This window comes from Halobacteriovorax sp. HLS (assembly GCF_004006665.1).
Classification (GTDB): domain Bacteria; phylum Bdellovibrionota; class Bacteriovoracia; order Bacteriovoracales; family Bacteriovoracaceae; genus Halobacteriovorax.
Genome location: NZ_QOCL01000002.1, coordinates 100,218 through 119,945 on the forward strand (window position 1 = coordinate 100,218; position 19,728 = coordinate 119,945).

Consider the following 19,728-nt stretch of genomic DNA (forward strand, 5'->3'; position numbering starts at 1 on the left):
ATTAGAAGATTTGTATATATTCCCATTATAGTTACTTTGTGTTTTTTTACAAACTTGATAAATACAAATTTGAAAAAACCTGTCTTATCAATCTCAAAAGAGGAGTCAGCATATAACTTTGGTCCTCTTTCATTAAAGATTGCATCTGCTGGCAACGAAAGATTATTGGCTAGTATTCTTTGGATTCAAACTCTTTTAGAAAGCGATGAGGAACATTATAAAAAAGATGACGGTAATTCATGGATGTTTTATAGGTTTAATTCTATTTCTTATTTAACTCCAAATTTCTATGAAAATTACCTCTTTGGAGGTAAATATCTCTCAATCATTAAAGACGATATCTATGGAGCAGAAACTATTTATGAAAAAGGCTTACGTATCTATCCAGAGGATTATGAGCTAATAAAGGATGCTGCTTTTAATTATTACTTTGAGATAAAAGATTATGACAAGGCCATTACTCTCTATAAGAAAATTCTAAATCACCCACGTATTGAAAAAGAGTTCTCTCTTTTACCTAGTATAATCGCAAAGGCCATACACAAAAGAGGAAGTCCTGAAGAAGCATATGCAGTTTTACTCACACAGTACAAGACAACAAAAATAGAAGCGATTAAAAAGCGCTTAGCGCTTAGACTTTACTCCATCAAGGCCATCATAGATTTAGAGTGTCTTAATTCTGAAAAAAAAGACTGTAGCAATTATGATTTCTTTAACTATCCATATATTAAAAATAAGAATGGAAGCTTTTCTTCGAAATATCAATTCAAGTATTACAAATAAAAAAGGCCCCTTAATAGGGGCCCTTCGCTAATAAGAATTTTGTTATAACTAGAAACCTCTATTTAACTCAAGAAGTCTCTTGTTTTCATCAATTGCCCACTGAGAAGCTAGTGCGGCAGTGTTATTTGCTGAATCAACAACACCAATTGCACCTGAAACAAAGAAGTTACCGTTGGCTTCAACTTGAACACCAGTTGCTCCGTTTGTATATCTAGCAGCAACCTGAGCAGCTAATTGAGCAAGGTTGGCTTGAGTCATTGTCGCCCCCCCCACTGATCTATTAGCATCTCCACCTGTTTCAGAACCACCGTTATTACAGTTACCTGAGTTACCATCGTTGGCATCAACAACCGCATTTCCACCAGCTTCACCTGTAGGAAAACCTACAGCGTAGTAGTTACCTGCTGTTGGAGCAGAATATCCAGCAAACCCTAGACATGTTGCAAATGCATCAAAGTCTGATTGAAGTGCAGTTTCCGCAGAATAAATCGAAGCTAACTGAAGCTTAGCTTCTGAAGTCTTCGTTTTAGATTGATATTGTTTAAAGTTAGGGATAGCAACAGCTGATAAAATACCAATAATTGCAACCACGACCATAAGCTCCACTAGCGTAAAGCCTTCTTGATTTTTCAAGCTTTTCATAAAGCCTCCTTCCTTTGCCAAATTTAGATTGGCGATTAATTTTTTATTACTTCATTTAGAGAAGTAACGGATTAGTTAAGATCAGAGTCATCATCCATTTTAGAAAACCTATTTTAAAAGTATTTAGAACTCTCAAAATAAAATTTACCCTGGCCAATGGTTAAGCTCTTAACTTGTTTATAATTATATCATCTTAAAGAAATGATTCTAACTTTAGTAAAATAATATTCTTTTATGAATCAATAAAACATCAGTATTTTCAACAACTTGCTTAGTCGGAACCTCCAGCACTCATAAACATTGGTAGATACATAGCAACTAGAATTGCTGCAATAATACCACCTAAAACGACAATAATAATTGGCTCAATCATTTTAGTCATTCCACCAACGAGAGTATTAACTTCATCCTCAAAAACGTCAGATACCTTTTCAAGCATTTGGTCAATTTGACCAGTTTGCTCACCTACTTTAATCATCTGCGATACCATGTCAGGAAAGTAATCAATTTTCATTAGGGGTTCAGTAAGGGTTTTACCTTGGACAACTTCTTTTTTAATATTTCGTACATCTTCTGCTATCACACCATTATCTATGGTCTCAACGCAAATATCTAAAGAATCTATTAGTGAAACACCAGCACTTAACATTGTTGCAAGTGTTCTAGAAAAAGTACTTAGATTTCCTTTGATAATTATTAGCCCAAATATAGGCATCATCATCATCATTTTATCAAAGATAATTTTCCCACTTGGTGTTTTTACATAACTATTTAGGATAACTCCTAATACAAAGAGTCCTCCAATCATTTTCATTGAATGGTCGCCTAAGAAAGCAGAAGTATCAATTACCATCTGGGTAATCCAAGGCGGTTTTTGACCAGTATCTTTTAGCATCCCGACAAACTGAGGAACAACAAATACCATCATCCCCCATATAACTAAAAAACCCACCATGGTTACGATAAATGGATACATCATAGCAGACTTAATTTGGGCCTTCGTCTTTTCTTGCTTTTCCATATGAATTGAGAGCTTATTCAGAATCTCGTCAAGAATACCACCAGTCTCACCTGCTTTAACAAGATTACAATAGAGCTTATTAAAGCCCTTTTGCTTTTCCATAGCTTCAGCAATAGTCTGTCCCTCTCCAACTTCTCTTGCAATGTTCTTTACGGCCTTTTTTAAAACAGGCTGTTTTTCGGACTTATAAATGATTTCTAGTGAGGATAAAATAGGAACACCTGCATTAATCATAATTGCTAATTGCTTAGTAAAATTTGCAAGTTCCTTAGGACCAAAAGGCGCAGCAAATCCTTTATCAACCATCCACTCCCCGAGGTCAAATTCGAGAATCGAAGGAGGCATGATTTTCTTGGCCCTAATTTTTTCATTACGAAGTAATCTTCTAACTTCTTTTTCAGAATTAGCCTGAACAGAGCCAGAAACTCTCTTTCCATCTTTATTAAAACCTTCGTATCTCCAATTCGCCATCTAAACTATCCTCTTTCTTTCACACCAAGTTGTTTAGCGAGCTCTTCAGGGTTTGTTGAATAACTCATGGCCGTATCTGTATCAATTAATCCAGCGTCAACATGCTTCTTTATCGTTTGATTCATTGTCATCATCCCAGACTTATCTTGACCAATTTGCATTTGAGAGTAAATTTGGTGAATTTTATCTTCTCGAATTAAGTTTCGTATCGCAGGTGTTGGAACAAGAACTTCAAGACCGAGACATCGACCTGGCTCGAATGACTTAGGAAGTAACTGTTGAGAAACTACCCCTTGAAGAACGAAACTCAATAGTGTTCTAATCTGAGATTGCTGATGCGCAGGGAAAACATTTATAACCCTATTTATTGTTTGAATACAACTATTCGTATGAAGCGTACCGAAAACAAGGTGACCTGTTTCAGCAATTGTTAAGGCAGCTTCGATCGTCTCTGGATCCCTCATCTCTCCAACAAGTACAATGTCAGGATCTTGTCTTAGCAATGATTTTATAGCATTTTCGAAAGACAGGGAATCAGTTCCAATTTCTCTTTGATTAACTATGCAACTTTTATGAGGGTGAACAAATTCAACAGGGTCTTCTAACGTTATAATATGTCCTGCTTCGTTTTCGTTAAGTCTATCAATTAGAGCTGCAAGTGTAGTCGACTTACCAGAGCCTGTTGGACCAGTTACAAGAATAAGTCCATTAGTAACATCGGTCATTTCTAATAGAACATTTGGTAATCTAAGAGATTTAAAATCAGGAATAATAGAAGGTATTTGCCTAAAAACCGCGGCAACTCCACCTTTAGAATAAAAAACATTTGATCTGAATCTTGCAAGTCCCTTTATACCAAAAGAAAAGTCCAGCTCTAGGTTCTTTTCTAATTCATTCTTTTGCTCTTCAGTAAGAATTTGATAAACCAATCTTTTACTATCAGCTGCTGATAACGCAGGGATTTTAACCCTGACAATTTCTCCATTGACTCTTAATCCAGGAGGGGTCCCAACAGTAAGGTGTAAATCAGATGCACCGCTTTCTACCATTAACTTAAATAGTTGTTGAATCTTTACCGAATCAGCACCCGCTTGTTTGGTTTTAGTAAAGGTTTTATCTGCTTTGGTCGAGTCTCCACTCATAGTCTTACTCCATTAAAATTTATCTGCACTTGAATTATTCAACGCTTCTTCAAGAGTTGTTTCGCCCTTTGCAACTTTTGTCAAAGCACACATTCTAAGTGTCTTCATTCCATCTTTAATTGCTTGTTTCTTTATTTCGTCTGATGATGCATGTTTTAAAATCAATTCTTTAACTTTGACAGATAGATCCATAACTTCATAGATTGCAACACGACCCTTATAGCCAGTGTTGTTACACATATCGCATCCTTTACCCTTATATATTTTTATCTTAGAAGCAGAGCTTGGAGCGATACCACAGGCAACAATCTCCTCAACGGTTACTTTTTCATCAACCTCTTTGCAGCTCTCACAAATTTTTCGACAAAGTCTCTGCGCAACGACAACATTAAGTGCACCAGTGACAAGAAATGGTTCAATTCCCATATTTAACAATCTCGTAACAGTTGAAGGTGCATCATTTGTGTGTAAAGTTGATAAAACCATGTGACCAGTTAGCGCCGCTTCAACAGCAATTTCCCCAACCTCTAAATCTCTAATTTCCCCAACCATGATAATATCAGGATCTTGTCTCAAAAAGGCCTTCAGAGCAAAAGGAAAGGTAAGACCTACTTCCTTTTTGACATTAACCTGATTTATTCCTTCTAAGTTAAATTCAACAGGATCTTCTGCTGTAGAAATATTATTCCCGATTACATTTAACTCTGCTAAGGCAGAGTAGAGAGTCGTCGTTTTACCAGAACCAGTTGGCCCCGTAACCAAACACATTCCGTAAGGTTGATGTATCCCTTCTTTAAAAACCTTTAACTGCGCAGGCTCAAAACCTAATTTTGTCATATCAAGCTGTAAGTTTGATTGATCAAGTAGTCTTAAAACTATTTTTTCTCCAAAGAGCGTTGGTAAACTAGAAACTCTATAATCAATTGCTTTACCACCAACAGAGAGCTTTATTCTTCCATCCTGAGGTTTTCTTTTTTCAGAAATATCCATTTGCGCCATAATTTTTAATCTTGAAGTCATTGGTGCCATAAGCGATTTAGGAGGTTTCGCAACTTCCATCAAAGTACCATCAACTCGAAATCGTACTCTAAAATTATGTTCGTACGGTTCAACATGGATATCTGAAGCTTTTCTGACATATGCATCAGCAAGAATTCTATTCACAAATCTAATTACATCTTCACCAATATCTTCTTCATTAACATTTTCATCTGGATTGACTTCATTTGCTTTAACTTCTCTAATCGTCTCTAAGAGTTCATCAATAGACTCAGTGACACGTTCAAATATTTTTCCCCAAGACGAAATATTAGTTAAGATAAACTCGACAGGATGTTGAAATATTGTTTGCAACTCGGCCTTTAATTCGGCGACAGAAGGATCAAAGATAGCAAGACTAACGGCCTTAGCTGTCTTTTGTATCGGCAACACTCTATATTTTAATACATCAGATTTTTTAATTAGCTTTATTGTTCTATCAGGTATCTTAGCCTTTGATAGATCTATGAAGGTAAGTCCGTAGTTTTCAGCTACTTGCTTAGCAAATTTTGTATCATCAAAAAATGACAGGTCAAGTAAACCAATTTCAGAAATTTTCGAAGGATCTTTTTCCAGTAAAAGTGGACGCAAATCTTTAATCGGGATCATTCCCGTTTTACCAATCACGTCTGCAAATTCTTTCCTGAACATAAGTCACCGTAAATAAAAGTCTCTATATATATCTTATCGGATATATTAAAATTTTATTTAAGAATTTTAAGTGGTTAGAGTTTTCCGCAGTAAAGAACTCAAGTATTGACCTAATCCCAGAAATCTAGAGCAAATTTAGCCTGGAGCTTTAATAGTTCTAGCCCGTCAACATATGAGTACTTGTTTTGAATTATTTTAGCCTGCTTGCTACTTGAGTAATTATAGTCCCAAAAAATTGTATCTTTAGACAAAGCTCCTTCATAAAGAAACTCTCTTGAGCACGTATTTATAATTAATCCATTATTCAAATTCGAGAGATCTAATTTGGTAATATCACCACAAGATCGTCTCGAATATTGCCTATATTGTAGCTTCAAAGAGTTTAGAGCTGCGATGGTGATTGAGGCCATAGAACCATCTCCAAGAATTACTATTGATTTATCAGTGTAACTTCTAAGTAATTGCTCCACGGCCATAAAGTCTGTATTAGTTCCGAAATACTGATTCCCTTCTTTTTTAATGCAATTTATTGCACCAAGGGCCTCTATTTCTCGATCAAGTATTACATCTTTAAGAAATTGCTTTTTATAAGGCGCTGTAATACTAAGTCCATCAACTAAGTTAAAAAAATATTCTAATTTAGGTATTTTTGATTCTTCTTCAAAGTCAAAAAGAGAATAATCAACGGGCTCACCTAGAATTTCCTCATACATTTGCTGTGATTTACTATGAGAAATATTTCTACCAACAAGTCCTAATTTTCTCATTTCTAACTCTTAAAATAAGCTTTTGCGTGGGAAACATCATTAGAGATTTGTTCAACCAATTCATTCACGCTTGAAAACTTCTTCTCATCTCTTACCCGCTTATGAAACTTCACCTTTAGCTCTTCACCATAGATGTCTTCTGAAAAATCGAAAATATTTGTTTCAACCGTCTTAAGATTAGTTTCATTAAAAGTAGGATTGATCCCTATATTGGTAATAGAGTGATAAATCATTCCTCGAACTTCAACAGTTGTTATATAAACACCAAAAGCTGGTGTTATTCTCTCATCATTGTACTCAATATTTGCAGTAGGAAAGCCAATCTGTCTTCCTCTTCCCGCTCCTTTTACAACAGTACCACTAAGGAAGAATTCTCTTCCTAGCAGCTTATTCGCATGCTCAACATCTCCCTCATTAATTGATTTTCTAATTCGAGAAGATGAAATATCCGACTCTGATTTTTTAAATTCATCTAGTTTAACAATATTTATTTCCGAGCAATAACTTTGAACAAAAGAGAAATCACCTTTCTTGTTCGCACCAAATGTAAAATCATGCCCCATGTAAATAAACTTCACTTGCTTACTCTTCAACAAGTAGTCCTCAAGAAATTGACTTGGACTCAGTGTGCTTAGATCACGAGTAAACGGGATCTCGTAAAAGTAATCTACTCCTAAGTTTTTTAAAAGTTCATATTTCTCAGAGTAGGTATTAATAAGGAAATTATCCTTCGGACTTAAAATCCTCATCGGATGAGGATTAAAAGTAATAAGAACGAATTTTGTTCCATTTTCTTTACACAAACTACTTATCGATTTGATAATACTTTGATGTCCAAGATGAACGCCATCAAAGTTACCCATTGTAATTGAAATAGTTTCGTTAGAAATTTCTTTAAGACTACTTATCTTTTTCATTATTTATTCTATTAGTTTTCGTAATTCATTAATATGTTTTCTGTTCACTTTTAAAGTTTTATGAATACCCTCTGAATAAGTACCTCTCTCAAGGGCATCTAGCAACATTAAAAGATGATCTTTAGCTTGGTCCGAAAGTGAACTTGCTCCCAGTTTCTCAGTTGCAGTTTTTTGTTCATCACCTGGAAGATAATTAATTAATGCATAAATAGTAGAGTAACTACAGTTTTTTGATATTGCTTCTTTTACAAGACGCTTTATATTTTCATTAGATGACTTTTTGCCAGTAATAAAGAAGCTTATTACTACAAGAATGATTGCCATAACTAACGAAATATTTAATCTTAAAGGCGTTAGGCTAGAAGTTACACTCTTACCAAGCCCTATGCCGACGATCCCCTTATTAGGAATTGACTCTTGCGGCTTCTCATCTTTTACATCCTCTCCTGCTGAAACCTCAGGGCGAGTGAAGCTTCTAGCGGTTGTATTTGCACCAGAAACAATCATCTCAGGAACAGGAATCTCAGTCGTCACATATACATTTTGATCTGGATCAAAATACGCGACCTTTGTAGTTGAAGGTTCAAGTTTAAATCCTGCTCGAGGTAAGAAAGTATATTCAAAAATCTTTTTCTGGACCTGCTTATCAACAGGCTGAATCTCACCTTTTGTATCGAATTCCTCCAAGCTTTCATGAGAAAATATTTTAGGAGGATCAAATGCTTCGAGAGCACCAACTCCCTTAACCTCCAACTTTGCTTCAATGGCCTCATTCACTAAAAATTTATTTCTTGGAACAGTTAAATTAAACTCATGTTTACCTACAAGACCTGTGAAATAAGGAGGAACATTTTCAGAAGGCAGTGACATCACATTTATTTTAACTTTTGAGCTATTGAAACTTCTCGTTCGATATTGTCCTAACTGTAGACCAAAGCCAAATGCTCCTCGATTCCTAGAACTTGCATACTGTACTTTTAACTTTAAAGGATCAATTGTTGCTTCACCAGGCTTTTGCGCAAAGAGTCTCGCAGAATACTTAAGCGTTCTTCGATACATCTCTCCTTGATAACGTACAGTCTCTACAACTTCATTAACTATATGAAATCTCTTCAAAAACTTAGAAAGTGTTGGATATTTCTCTACCTCACTTCCAAGAACACCAATCTTGAAATATAAATAATAGTTAACATCAAACCCTTCACCGACATATACATCTGTTTTGCTTGGTACAGCTAAAACAAATATATCCTTAGCTCGCTGAGGTTCTTTCAATACGTTGATACTTAAATTCTTAAGTTTCTCTTTCTTACCTCCGCCGAAGTCTACTTCGATGTTTCTAATATAGTTTTGTCCAGAGTATTGTGATTGTACGCTATATACAATATTGACTTCCTTCTTCGTTGCGAATTTTCCGTTCAAAATAGTTGTCTTAATAGACACACCCTGATTACTTTTACCAAGAACTTCAAAACGTCCCGGATCAAAAGATATATACGGATCCTCATCACCGCTAAGCTGAATCTTAAAGATCAAGTCAAAAGGCTCGTTTACGATCGGAGATGAAGGTTGAATAAATACATTAACCTTCTCTGATCCGTAAGAACTAAAGACACCTAAGGTTAATAGCAATAAAAGTAATAATTTCTTCATATTTTCACCAATCTTTCTTTTCAGTTCTCTTGTCTTTACCAATTGTTGTTTTCAAGTAGCGTTTTTGCAAGCCTCTATCATCATTCATTATTTGCTTAAGTGTCGCAGGGACTTTCTTCATCTTCCGCTTCTTTCTAATTTCATCTTCTTTTTGTTTTACAGTTTTCTTCTTTTCTTTTTTATCTTTGTCTCCATCACTCTTGTCTTTATCTTTATTCTTTTTTTCTTTATCTTTATTCTGTTCATCATTACTCTTCTTCTTTTCTTTATCTTTTTTCTTTTCTTTATCTTTTTGCGAATTCTTCTGTTTTTGCTCACTATTCTTCTTATTATTTTGGTCTTGCTCTTTGTCCTTATCACTCTGATTTTCGTTCTGCTTATTATCTTTTTTATCTTTTTGATCTTCTTGGTCTTTCTGATCATCCTTCTTCTGTTTTTTTTGATTTTTCTTTTGATCTTTCTGTCTCAATCCCATCAAAGTATTATTCTCTAATATTTTCTTTTGTTGATCCGTTAAATTTTGTCGAGACATTAATTCATCAAACAATGGTACTGCTTTTGAAAATTCCCCATTTTGAATCATAGATGTTGTCATATTTAAAAGAGCTTCATTAGAAATTGTTTTGGGATTTGTTGCTATTTCCTCATAAAGAATTTGAGCACTCTTGCTATCTTTTAATCTTATTAAATTCTCAGCAAGCTTTAGTTTTTGAGAAGTATCCAATTCACCCTTTTTCAATTTTTCCTTTAGCATATCTGTATTAATCTCAAGAGCAGACTTAGGCTTTTCAACCTCTTGAGCTTCAACATTATTAAAACCAGTTAACGTTAATAAAACCAGTAAACTAACAAAGGTCTTTCGTATTGAAACTAAATAAGAAAAACATAAAATAATGATAGATATAACAATTATTCGATACGTCAAGACTGGTCGTATACGAACTTCACCACTTGCCATTTTAGACTTAAACCTTCCTCGAAAAAAGGTAAGTATTTCTTCGGTCGGTAATGAATATGATAGTGATATCCAATATTTTGAATTCTTTGTTTTTTCAACAAAGCTCTTTATATTTGACTCACTTAAGCTTGAAACAACATCTTCCCCATTATATCTCTTATAGCCTCTAAAGCTACCATCCTGAGTTCTAATAGGGATCGGTCCTCCTTTTAGAGTACCTACACCAACAATGGCTAAATTAACTTCTGATGGGATAGTCATACCTTGCAAACTATCGTGCTCCTCTCCATCCGTTATAACAAGAAGGTTTCCACCTTTATAATCAGAGTTAAGTGAAAAGTATCCAATCGCTTCTTTAATCGCAACTGATAATTGAGAACCTCCACTTATTATTGCAGGATTATCTAGACCATTTAGAATTGAATCTAATAGATCTATATCGTCAGTAAATGGAACCACTCTTTTATGCGTATCAGAGAAAACAATCACAGAGACTTGATGACCTGCAGCTCTTTTAACAAAGTGCCTGGCCATCATTAATGCTTTCTTAAACCGATTAGGTCTCACATCTTCAACCAACATACTCAAAGACTTATCGATCAAGATAATTGTTCGTTGATCAGGAATGTCCGAGTTTATTTTTTCTTCTTTACCCCTCAGGTCCAAAGTCGCAACGATTAGTAATGAAAACGCTAGGAACTTTAAAAATGAAGCGATTTTAGAGGATTTAGATCTATCCAAAAACCAGTGATCTTTAACCCAAGCAAAATACTTGTCTTCATATTTCTTAAGTAGAAAGAAGCTTATTATTAAGATTACAAGTACAAATGGGAAATATGACCAGTATACAAAGCTCATGAAACTCCCTCTCTAAAAAATATTTTCCTAGATAATTCACAAACTATTAACAAGAAAACTCCAAAGACTAGAAACTTCAGATATATTTCTTTATATATAACCTTAGCTGATGAATCAATTTCAGACCTTTCTAACTTCTCAATTTCAGCTAATACATCTTTTAAGGCCTGCTCATTTTGAGCGGCAAAAGACTTACCATTCGTTATACGAGAAATCTCTTCAAGTGTTTTAAAGTCAATAGATCCTCCTGGAATAGTCTGGTAACGCTTTCTTCCAAACACATTCTTTCCATAAGGAATCTTAGCGTCTAAACTTCCACCCATCCCAATTGTATAAACTTTAATGCCTTGGGCCTTAGCTTCCTCTGCCGCTTGAATTGGCGTGAGAAAACCAACATTACTTACACCATCTGTAAGAAGTACTATAACTTTACTTTTTGCAAGAGACTGAGCTCCTCTAGCGACAGCAAGACCTAGAGCATCTCCAATATTAGTACCACTCCCAAGCATTCCACCAACATCGATCTGAGCAACCATTTGCCGTATTAATTTCAAATCTGTACTGAGTGGTAATAGAGTGAACGCTTTTTCTGAAAACATGATAATCCCAATTCTATCAGTAGGACGTAAAGCGACAAACTCACCTATTTTCTCTTTTGCTACTTCTAATCGGTTAGGTGTAAAATCTTCTGCAAGCATAGATCTAGAAACATCGACGACAAAGAAAATATCATTCACTTCAATTTTATTTTTAGCAAAGCCTTGAGGTATTCTTGGTTGTGTTAATGAATAACTTATAAATAGCCAACCGACAGCTCCAACGATCCAAACTAAAACTCGGCGTAATTGAGATGCTTCCTCCTTTATTCCTCCAGGTAGAAATATCTCACTCTTTTTTAAAATATTAAAATACGACAAAGACCAAATAGTTAAGCCAACTAATCCCCAAACGGCCATTAGCAGGTTCGTAAATTCAATTCCTTTCAAACATCCTCCTCAACTCATCAAATGAGTCATTGACTTGAAGTTGTTCAAAGTCGCTCCATTCTTTTTTGTACTGGATTTTAGCGATTGAGTCAAAGAAGTGTAGAATCGGAGGTGTTTCGCCACCAAGGTGATTCACCCACTCCTCTCTTTTTAAATATATGTCCTCTAAATCTTTCCTAGTCTGAGCATTTTGAAAGACTTGATTCCAATGATCATCTCTCATTCTTTTTTCTTTATTGATCTTAGATCTTATATAAACTTTACGTCCTAGTATAAAACCTATCGGTATTGAAAAAACGACAAACACGATATAGAGATAAATACTTCTTTCTTTTAAGAAGTCATTGAATGACTGGTTTACAACAATAAACTCTTTACCACCTTCATTTTCTTGAGGATCAATATTTTCAAAACTAAAAGGAATCGTTAGACTCTTATAGTTCCATATATAGAATTCCCGAGGCGTATAGCTTTTTTTCAATATGGCCTTAGCATGAATTTCTAAAACTTCTTCATTATTTTCGGAATACTTTATAGAATATACTTTTGCTATGTAAAAGAAACTTAAAAAGTCTTTTTGTTCGAGCTCACTTTTAAACAGCTCAAGATCTTCATTTGGAATAGGCCAGACTCTAATATAACTATCAAATGACTCCCCTTCTGTAATTTCAGACTCATTCTTTAAACTTTTAAATTGGCCCTGAATCTCATAAGCAATAGAGTTAGTCAGAGAGAGAAAAAAAATGATCGTGACAATAAATCTCACATCATCTCCTTAATAAAAGATTCCAGGTAACGTTCCTGAACTCTTAGTTTTTTTATCCTCTTCCCTAAAGCATCTTCTATCTTATCTGCACTTCTTTTATGAACACGACTCATTTCGCCTTTATTCTTATTACTTGTGAAGACTTCATACGTTTCTCCAATAGCTTCATCTAAGGGAGACAAAATTCGAAAGCAATGAATATGTTTTCTATAGCTCATTTTCTTTAATTCTTCTAAGTTACTAAATTCTACGAAATCAGAAAGAAAAACAACTTCCTTATTTCGACGTAAATATTTCATCATATTTTGAAAGACTTCTTGAGAAGGAGCATTGTTTTGGTAAGGATAAGAAAGATTAATTTTACCCTTAGTATCCAAGACATTTATTTTCTCCAGCTTTGATAATAAAAGTGCAATTCCTTTTTCTCCAGTAGACTTAGGTAAGTTCTCAATTTTTTCACCAGCAATTATTACTTGAACATAGTCATTTGTTTCACTAGAGAGCAAGAAAAGAAGGCAGCAAATCTCCAAAGCAGCTTGAAGCTTTGAAACTCCTTTATATCCCATAAACATTGATGGCGATAAATCTAAAACTACAACAATCTCGACATTTCGCTCTTCTTCAAAAGTTTTTATAAAAGTATTTTGTGTTTTTGCTGATACTTTCCAATCAATAAAACGTACATCATCACCATGTGAATAAACCATATGTTCTTTAAACTGTAGACCACTACCTTTGAAATGTGATTTAAGCATTCCTATCGAAAAGCTATTTGAGTTCTTAAATAGAGTACTCTTTATACTACCGACAAGTCTGCGTACTTCTTGTAAATTCATTATACTAGTTTTTCTGCAATTTTCTTTGCTATGTGCGAACCTTGAAGATTATCAATTGATGCTTCATAAGTTAAAATCATTCTATGTCCTAGAACTCCTGGAACGATCTTTAACAAATGCTCAGGAGAGACAAATTCTTTATTATCCATATAGGCAATAAACCTACTGATTTTATGTAGCCAAATACAAGCTCTTGGGGAGCCTCCTGCAAGTATAGCCCCATCATATCTTTTATCAAATAATTCATTCCCAGGTCTTGTTGCATGTACAATTTTAACTATTAAGTCTTTTATCTTGTCATCAACATAAACATTTTCAACTTCACTCTTCATGTTTAAAACATCATCCGTTGATAAGATTGCATCAAGCTCAGCTAGAGGATTCCCTGTATGAGAAAGAATACTTTTCTCAGCTTCGAAATCTGGATACTTAACCTCAAGCTTCATCATAAATCTATCTAACTGGGCCTCTGGTAATTGATAGGTTCCTTCTTGATCAATAGGGTTTTGAGTAGCAAGAACTACGAAAGGACTCGATAACTTATGTGTTTCGTCACCAATTGTAACTTGTTTTTCGGCCATAGCTTCAAGAAGAGCAGCCTGCACCTTTGCAGGAGAACGGTTAATTTCGTCCGCGAGTAAAAGTTGAGTAAAGATTGGTCCAAACTTAGTTGAAAACTCTTCTCTTTGTTGAGAGTAAATCATAGTCCCAATCAAATCAGAGGGTAATAAATCAGGAGTGAATTGAATTCTCTTGTACGATAAGTCACATAATTTACTCATCGTTGAAACACTCATAGTCTTACCTAGTCCTGGCATTCCTTCAATTAACAAATGACCTTCACATACAAGTGCAGCTAAAATTGCATCAAGCATATCATCTTGACCATAGATAACTTCTTTTGCCTTTGCGAGTGCTTCAATAGACTTTTCTCTAACAGTGCTCATAAACTTCCTTATTCATAAACTTGGTATAATAAATATTTTATATAAAATTCGTTGCTTTCAAAAGAGCTAAACGGATGATCAAACCCTTGAACACCCACGTCTAACATTTTAACTGTCCTACCTATTCGTGTTGCGGCCTTTATCACAGATGAGTCCAAGTCCTTAAGAGAAACACCATGTGTACAGCTAGCTGCAACATAAAAACCTTTATCATTAATAAGTTTAATTGCTTTAGCATGCAACTTTTCATAGCCACCTAACGCCTTTTTCAAGTTTTTCTCACTTTTACTAAAAGCTGGTGGATCGTTAACAATTATATCAAATCTTTCGTGATTTTGAATACATAGATCTAAGTGAGAAAAAACATCTCTTCTTATAAATTCTCCCCTATTAGGAAAACCATTCACATCAAGTACATGATCAATATTCTCAGACATATCAGCTTGATCAACAAATGTTACATTATCTACTCCGGCCCGTAGTAAATGAAGCCCCCAACTGCCTGTATAACAAAATAAGTCCATTCCATTTTTTAAAGGTGCTATACGACCAAGAAAAGTCTCCATCTTTAATCTATTTTCTCGATGATCAAAGTAATATCCTACTTTTTGTAGTGTTGAGTTTGATATTGTATATTTAAAATTATTTTCGTTAACCAATATATCTTCTGTAAAACTATTTTCATAAGTTGGTAGTACTTCGTTATCTCTGTATTTTTTATTGTCTAAGAAAGACACTTTTTTTTGAGGATACAGAGAGGCCACATAATCTATTATTTCATTTCTATGAATATCTATACCGGCCGTATTAATTTGAACTAAAACACAATTTTCGAAAACATCTATAATCAAGCCAGGAAGCTGATCTGAATCACCATAACAAAGGCGATAGTTTTTATAATCTAGAAACTGAACTCTTCTATCGTAACTCTTTCTAAGAAGAGTTGTTATTATTTCAAGAGGAGGAGTATTGATAGAGAAATCTTTAATCGCCACAACTTTTCTCAGTATTGGTCCCTTAATCACAAATGGATTAATAAATGCATAATACAGTTCATTTACAGTAATCCACTCACCCGGCCTAAAAGATTTGATATTATCTTCTATGTCTTTTAGGTAAAAATCACTACGCCCAATAAGCAGGCGTGATGTAGCCTGCTTACTCAAATTTATATTTCTCAAGTTATCCTCTTTATCTTATTCTAATGTGTGGAAAAAATTCATTTGCTGTTTTTAAAAAACTATTTCTATTATCAAGAATTAACCAATCAATAAAATCATCGAGGTTACTCTTCTTGGTAAATAAGAACATCATCTTATAAAAGTCATCGTATGTAGGGTTAGAGACACACTCGCCTTCCTCAAGGGGGCAAGTCGCAGATACTGTAGTTTTCTTTAAGAAATCCCAAACCATTTCATTTTTCACAGCACCTTGATTTATTATCCTCAAGTGTTCAGCTATTTCTTCAAAACTATCATTATCAAGACGGTTAAGATATTTATTGGAGCCTTTAACAAATCTACTTACCGCATTTACTCTTGTTTTTTCCACAATATTCCTAACGATAAGATCATCTCCACCTAGCTCATACAATGATGTCTTTATACCAGCATAAGTAATATTAAGGATTTCCCAATAATCCCTACGAGTCTTTTCAGCAGAGAGCATGTCATAGAAAAAGCTTACTATAGTATTTGCAGGAGAAATCATGTTTCTAAGGTAGTCCTCTTCACCAAGCTGCTTTGAAATTAATACATGCTTTCTTAAGAATTTAGTTGAAATACTTAGTAGTTCATAAACTGAGTGTTCTTTGAATTCTTTGCTATCACCCTGTCCAAAAACAAACTCCTCACTTCCAAGATAAGTGGATAAGTACAATACTTTACTAACAAGTTCTTCCAGAAGACGCATTTCTTGATAACTTAGACTTTCTAACCAATCAACACTTGTATCAATTAGTGTAGCTCCATCATTATCCCTATTCAAAATTTCAAAAGTTTCGTTAAATACATCTTTTAGATCTTTAATATTAGCATTAGCGAATAAGTAATCATTGACTCTTTTAAATTGGTCCTTATTTATAAACTCAACAAACTCCTCTCGACTCCTACCCACTCGGTCATGAACTACTCGCCCCATATTACTAAAAGAAGCCATCTCTGAGAAATAACCAAGTGCTCTACCATTGTGTTTCAACAATAGGTCTTTATCCAGTGGCCAGAATGTAACCTCCTGAGCTTCTTTTGAAGAAGAGCCCACCATACTTAACAAGAAGGTTTGCATATACTTACCATAGACAAGTTTAGGTTCAAGTCCATTACCGTTATTCACATCAACAAGACCATCGTAGGCCCAGAGAGCATTTCGCGCCATTCGTTTTTCGTCTTTACTCATTTTCTTACCACATCTGACGACTGGGGCGTTTACACACAAGCTCATTAATTTCTGCTTATCTTTAACAATATCCGTGTAATCATCTCCTTTAACAATTGCGTTGAGATACTGGACACCAAGATAGTTATAATCAAAGGCAACATTTCTGATAACCAAATCAATTCTCTCAGATGTAGTTAACTTGTACTTCTCTTTATCTGCATTTAGGCGTGGCCTATGCTTAACTAAAACATTATTTACAGCTAAACTCTTATCACTTAAGTCATATAGATAATTAAAGGTATCCACCAATGTTAACCTTTTCTTCTCAGTTTTTTCTGCATCAAGAGGTATATCAATCCCATCTCCATAAACTGCTGCTTCTAGTATGTAATCTATCGCTCGTCCTTCTTTGTCTTCATGTTTCTTTATTAACTGACTAGTCAGTAGAGATAAGTTTTTCTTAATAACACTTTTCTCTGGACACACATTCGCCCCAACACCTGTATTAATAAATTTCTCACAACTATAATTAGAGTCTTCAACATAAGAACTTTCCTTATAATTTCTCAACCAGTTAGAATAATCTAAGAACAGGCCAGGTAACTTATTCTGTACGACCTCTACTCTTGATTGATTACTAGTTAGCTTTCGTAGTAAAGTATTTCTAAAGCTAATATCGTCATTAGAACCAAGCCAATACTCACTTAAGCTGATAACCTGATTTAATATATCCTTCCCTTTAGTTTTCTCTTCCCCTATAGAAAGGAGATACTTATCAAAGAAAGAAAATAGGTCTGACAAAGATTTTCCACTTGCTTCATAATTAGTTCTCAATTCGACTGCACTTGCCAAACTCCATTCAATCATCGAAGGCGATAATACCCCCCCATTTTTGAAGAAGTGATCGACTTCGCGACTAGGATAGTTGTCTAGATATTCAGTGATAAAATCATTAATTCCCATTGTTATTGTTTTAAGAGCATATGAGCTTTGAACACTTTCACATTTTTTAGGATAATTTAGAATTACGCTCTGTAGATCCCCAAGCTTAGAAATTTCTTTTGCACACTCATAGCTTTCTGAACCATCAAAGCCACTCATTGAAAGTGAATAATCCACTCTAGGTAGCGAATAAAAATCACTTTCATATGTCACACTCAAGCTACTTATTTGGTCATCAACAAAACTCTCTCCAGACGTTATTACTCTTAATAGCTCTACGATATGATCGCGTGAGAAAAACTTTTTATAATCAGACAAGATCTTGTCGCCATGAAAAACTTTAGAAAAGTTTTTAAATGCCTGATAGGTTTGTTCCTTTTGATGCTCATCCTTTATATATGCATCTCTTAAAACTAGCCAATTCGAAGACATTTCTTTTAAAAATAAGGAATAAAACTCAAACAACCTTATATAGTCAGTATCATCATCTAAATGTCTATCAATAAAGTTAAATAGAAAGTTTCTTTCTTGTGTACTCCAAAACAACCAAACCTTACTCCAAGCATAGATGTCAGGACTCTTTGATTCAGAAATAAGCTCATTCGCAAGAACGGCCATCGATTTATACATTTGATCATCTGATTTTTTTAGAATTCTTAAAATTACATCATAAAATGGTGCTGCATTTTCTATAACGACTCGATTAACTTCGTTACCTACATTAAAGATCTCTCCGCCCAACAAAGATACTAAGTAGTCATAATTGCTGTCTGTAATATTGATAATATACTTTGATAATTCTAATGACTGATTATGTGACAATATTCCCATCAAATATGTAATTGTATTCGATAGCTCAAGTGTATGATTTACGTTTCTTCGCTGGCTATACTCATAGTAGTTCACAACACCTTTTGCACTGGTTACATTAGGGCATATCTTTTGAGCATACTTTGTAGCCTCGACAGATAAGAGAAGCTTTTCAAAAAACCTTTCTTTTTCTCCTACCTCGAGAAGTGTCATTGTTTCATTAACGAGAGATTTAATATCAAGGTTAAAATCTATTTCATTGGAATCACATCTAATCTCATTAACATATAATCCATTTAAAACCTTAAAATCTCTTACCATTTGTTTTTGCTTTACAACTGGTACTGATAAAGTTTCAAGCAAGTACTCATATGTAACAGATTCATCATCAAGCCAAGACTTTATCCACGATTTCCCATTATTAGCCTGTGTTAAAAATAGTCTCTTAATCATCTTTAAGTCTGTCGAATCTAGACCGCTGATATATTTTTCGGCCATCTTAGATACCAACATGACACGCAAAGATTTGAAAAAGTCTGTATCGTTAAATTTATTTATTTCTTTTCTTAGCTCTTCTGAGTCATCTCTTGATGCATTATTGAAATTATCTATGACCAATGACAACTCCATCAAGATTTTAGGATTTCGATTAAGTATATCAAAAAAGTTCTTTATCTCGGCCTTTGTAGGCGTTATCGACCTACTTAGGCAGTCTTCATCACTTGGATTTTCTGAACATTTAAATAACTTATTAAGGCCATCATAGAAATTAGTATCAGTCAAAGCAGTAAGTACACGTCCAAGATCATCGAGCGCATCATCTTTATCTAACTCTCTATAATAGGTAATAAATCGATCTCTACGTTCTCTATCCGCAAAGAAGATATCGTCAATTGGGTTTAGTATTGTATTCCAATCTGTCTCATTAATTTGTTTCAAGGCAGAGTACATTTCAACAAACTTTCTATCCCAACTGGTACATACAAAAAGATTTGTTATGTTTTTATGCTTTAAAAAACCTTCATAAAAAGTAATATCAGAACACGCTTTTAACTGATCCCTATCTCGTGTAGTTCTATCCCTGTCAGATGTTACCTCTGGGGCGTCTTGCTTAAAACAAGATAAAGGAAGTAATAAAAAAGCGAGTATGATAAGATTTTTCAT

The 19,728-nt window shown here is 34.4% G+C and carries 15 protein-coding genes; 1 reads left to right on the top strand and 14 read right to left on the bottom strand.

Annotated features, from left to right (window positions below; translation table 11 throughout):
• Window positions 1-69 precede the first annotated feature (69 nt).
• Complete coding sequence (locus DPQ89_RS03490; protein WP_127715244.1) at window positions 70-783, top strand: M48 family metallopeptidase; 714 nt, start codon at window positions 70-72, stop codon at window positions 781-783.
• Window positions 784-831: 48 nt separating this feature from the next.
• Here the strand turns inward: DPQ89_RS03490 and DPQ89_RS18780 are convergent, their stop codons facing one another.
• From DPQ89_RS18780 to DPQ89_RS03560, 14 genes are all read right to left on the bottom strand, one after another.
• Window positions 832-1,425 carry a type IV pilin protein gene (locus DPQ89_RS18780; protein ID WP_127715246.1) on the bottom strand — a complete coding sequence of 198 codons (594 nt, stop codon included), beginning with the start codon at window positions 1,423-1,425 and terminating at the stop codon, window positions 832-834.
• 271 nt (window positions 1,426-1,696) lie between these two features.
• Complete coding sequence (locus DPQ89_RS03500) at window positions 1,697-2,917, bottom strand: type II secretion system F family protein (RefSeq protein ID WP_127715248.1); 1,221 nt, start codon at window positions 2,915-2,917, stop codon at window positions 1,697-1,699.
• A gap of 5 nt (window positions 2,918-2,922) precedes the next feature.
• Window positions 2,923-4,059: a type IV pilus twitching motility protein PilT gene (locus DPQ89_RS03505; protein WP_127715250.1), complete on the bottom strand. Its 1,137-nt coding sequence runs from the start codon at window positions 4,057-4,059 to the stop codon at window positions 2,923-2,925.
• A 12-nt stretch (window positions 4,060-4,071) separates the two neighbouring features.
• Window positions 4,072-5,748 carry a type IV-A pilus assembly ATPase PilB gene (gene pilB / locus DPQ89_RS03510; RefSeq protein ID WP_127715252.1) on the bottom strand — a complete coding sequence of 559 codons (1,677 nt, stop codon included), beginning with the start codon at window positions 5,746-5,748 and terminating at the stop codon, window positions 4,072-4,074.
• Between the two features lie 110 nt (window positions 5,749-5,858).
• Window positions 5,859-6,515 carry a hypothetical protein gene (locus tag DPQ89_RS03515; RefSeq protein ID WP_127715254.1) on the bottom strand — a complete coding sequence of 219 codons (657 nt, stop codon included), beginning with the start codon at window positions 6,513-6,515 and terminating at the stop codon, window positions 5,859-5,861.
• A gap of 2 nt (window positions 6,516-6,517) precedes the next feature.
• Complete coding sequence (locus DPQ89_RS03520; protein ID WP_127715256.1) at window positions 6,518-7,432, bottom strand: bifunctional riboflavin kinase/FAD synthetase; 915 nt, start codon at window positions 7,430-7,432, stop codon at window positions 6,518-6,520.
• Window positions 7,433-7,435: 3 nt separating this feature from the next.
• Window positions 7,436-9,085, bottom strand: coding sequence for a BatD family protein (locus tag DPQ89_RS03525; RefSeq protein ID WP_127715258.1), 1,650 nt, complete (start codon window positions 9,083-9,085; stop codon window positions 7,436-7,438).
• 4 nt (window positions 9,086-9,089) lie between these two features.
• Window positions 9,090-10,901: a VWA domain-containing protein gene (locus DPQ89_RS03530; protein ID WP_127715260.1), complete on the bottom strand. Its 1,812-nt coding sequence runs from the start codon at window positions 10,899-10,901 to the stop codon at window positions 9,090-9,092.
• The gene (locus tag DPQ89_RS03535) at window positions 10,898-11,887 is read right to left on the bottom strand and encodes a VWA domain-containing protein (protein WP_127715262.1); all 990 of its coding nucleotides are present in this window, start codon (window positions 11,885-11,887) and stop codon (window positions 10,898-10,900) included. Before DPQ89_RS03535 ends, DPQ89_RS03530 begins: the two co-directional genes overlap by 4 nt.
• Window positions 11,874-12,653 carry a hypothetical protein gene (locus tag DPQ89_RS03540; protein WP_127715264.1) on the bottom strand — a complete coding sequence of 260 codons (780 nt, stop codon included), beginning with the start codon at window positions 12,651-12,653 and terminating at the stop codon, window positions 11,874-11,876. The genes DPQ89_RS03535 and DPQ89_RS03540 overlap by 14 nt, the downstream gene beginning before the upstream one ends.
• On the bottom strand, window positions 12,650-13,489 hold the full coding sequence (locus DPQ89_RS03545) for a DUF58 domain-containing protein (RefSeq protein ID WP_127715266.1): 840 nt from the start codon (window positions 13,487-13,489) through the stop codon (window positions 12,650-12,652). Before DPQ89_RS03545 ends, DPQ89_RS03540 begins: the two co-directional genes overlap by 4 nt.
• Window positions 13,489-14,436: a MoxR family ATPase gene (locus DPQ89_RS03550; RefSeq protein WP_127715268.1), complete on the bottom strand. Its 948-nt coding sequence runs from the start codon at window positions 14,434-14,436 to the stop codon at window positions 13,489-13,491. Before DPQ89_RS03550 ends, DPQ89_RS03545 begins: the two co-directional genes overlap by 1 nt.
• An 8-nt stretch (window positions 14,437-14,444) precedes the next feature.
• Complete coding sequence (locus DPQ89_RS03555; RefSeq protein ID WP_127715270.1) at window positions 14,445-15,617, bottom strand: class I SAM-dependent rRNA methyltransferase; 1,173 nt, start codon at window positions 15,615-15,617, stop codon at window positions 14,445-14,447.
• Window positions 15,618-15,627: 10 nt separating this feature from the next.
• Window positions 15,628-19,728, bottom strand: a complete 4,101-nt coding sequence (locus DPQ89_RS03560; protein WP_127715272.1) for a hypothetical protein — start codon at window positions 19,726-19,728, stop codon at window positions 15,628-15,630.

Excerpts from the sequence above, each read along its gene's own strand:
- DPQ89_RS18780 (WP_127715246.1), bottom strand. The coding sequence starts at position 1,425 with ATGAAAAGCTTGAAAAATCAAGAAGGCTTTACGCTAGTGGAGCTTATG.
- DPQ89_RS03500 (WP_127715248.1), bottom strand. The coding sequence starts at position 2,917 with ATGGCGAATTGGAGATACGAAGGTTTTAATAAAGATGGAAAGAGAGTT.
- DPQ89_RS03505 (WP_127715250.1), bottom strand. The coding sequence starts at position 4,059 with ATGAGTGGAGACTCGACCAAAGCAGATAAAACCTTTACTAAAACCAAA.
- pilB (WP_127715252.1), bottom strand. The coding sequence starts at position 5,748 with ATGTTCAGGAAAGAATTTGCAGACGTGATTGGTAAAACGGGAATGATC.
- DPQ89_RS03515 (WP_127715254.1), bottom strand. The coding sequence starts at position 6,515 with ATGAGAAAATTAGGACTTGTTGGTAGAAATATTTCTCATAGTAAATCA.
- DPQ89_RS03520 (WP_127715256.1), bottom strand. The coding sequence starts at position 7,432 with ATGAAAAAGATAAGTAGTCTTAAAGAAATTTCTAACGAAACTATTTCA.
- DPQ89_RS03525 (WP_127715258.1), bottom strand. The coding sequence starts at position 9,085 with ATGAAGAAATTATTACTTTTATTGCTATTAACCTTAGGTGTCTTTAGT.
- DPQ89_RS03530 (WP_127715260.1), bottom strand. The coding sequence starts at position 10,901 with ATGAGCTTTGTATACTGGTCATATTTCCCATTTGTACTTGTAATCTTA.
- DPQ89_RS03545 (WP_127715266.1), bottom strand. The coding sequence starts at position 13,489 with ATGAATTTACAAGAAGTACGCAGACTTGTCGGTAGTATAAAGAGTACT.
- DPQ89_RS03550 (WP_127715268.1), bottom strand. The coding sequence starts at position 14,436 with ATGAGCACTGTTAGAGAAAAGTCTATTGAAGCACTCGCAAAGGCAAAA.
- DPQ89_RS03560 (WP_127715272.1), bottom strand. The coding sequence starts at position 19,728 with ATGAAAAATCTTATCATACTCGCTTTTTTATTACTTCCTTTATCTTGT.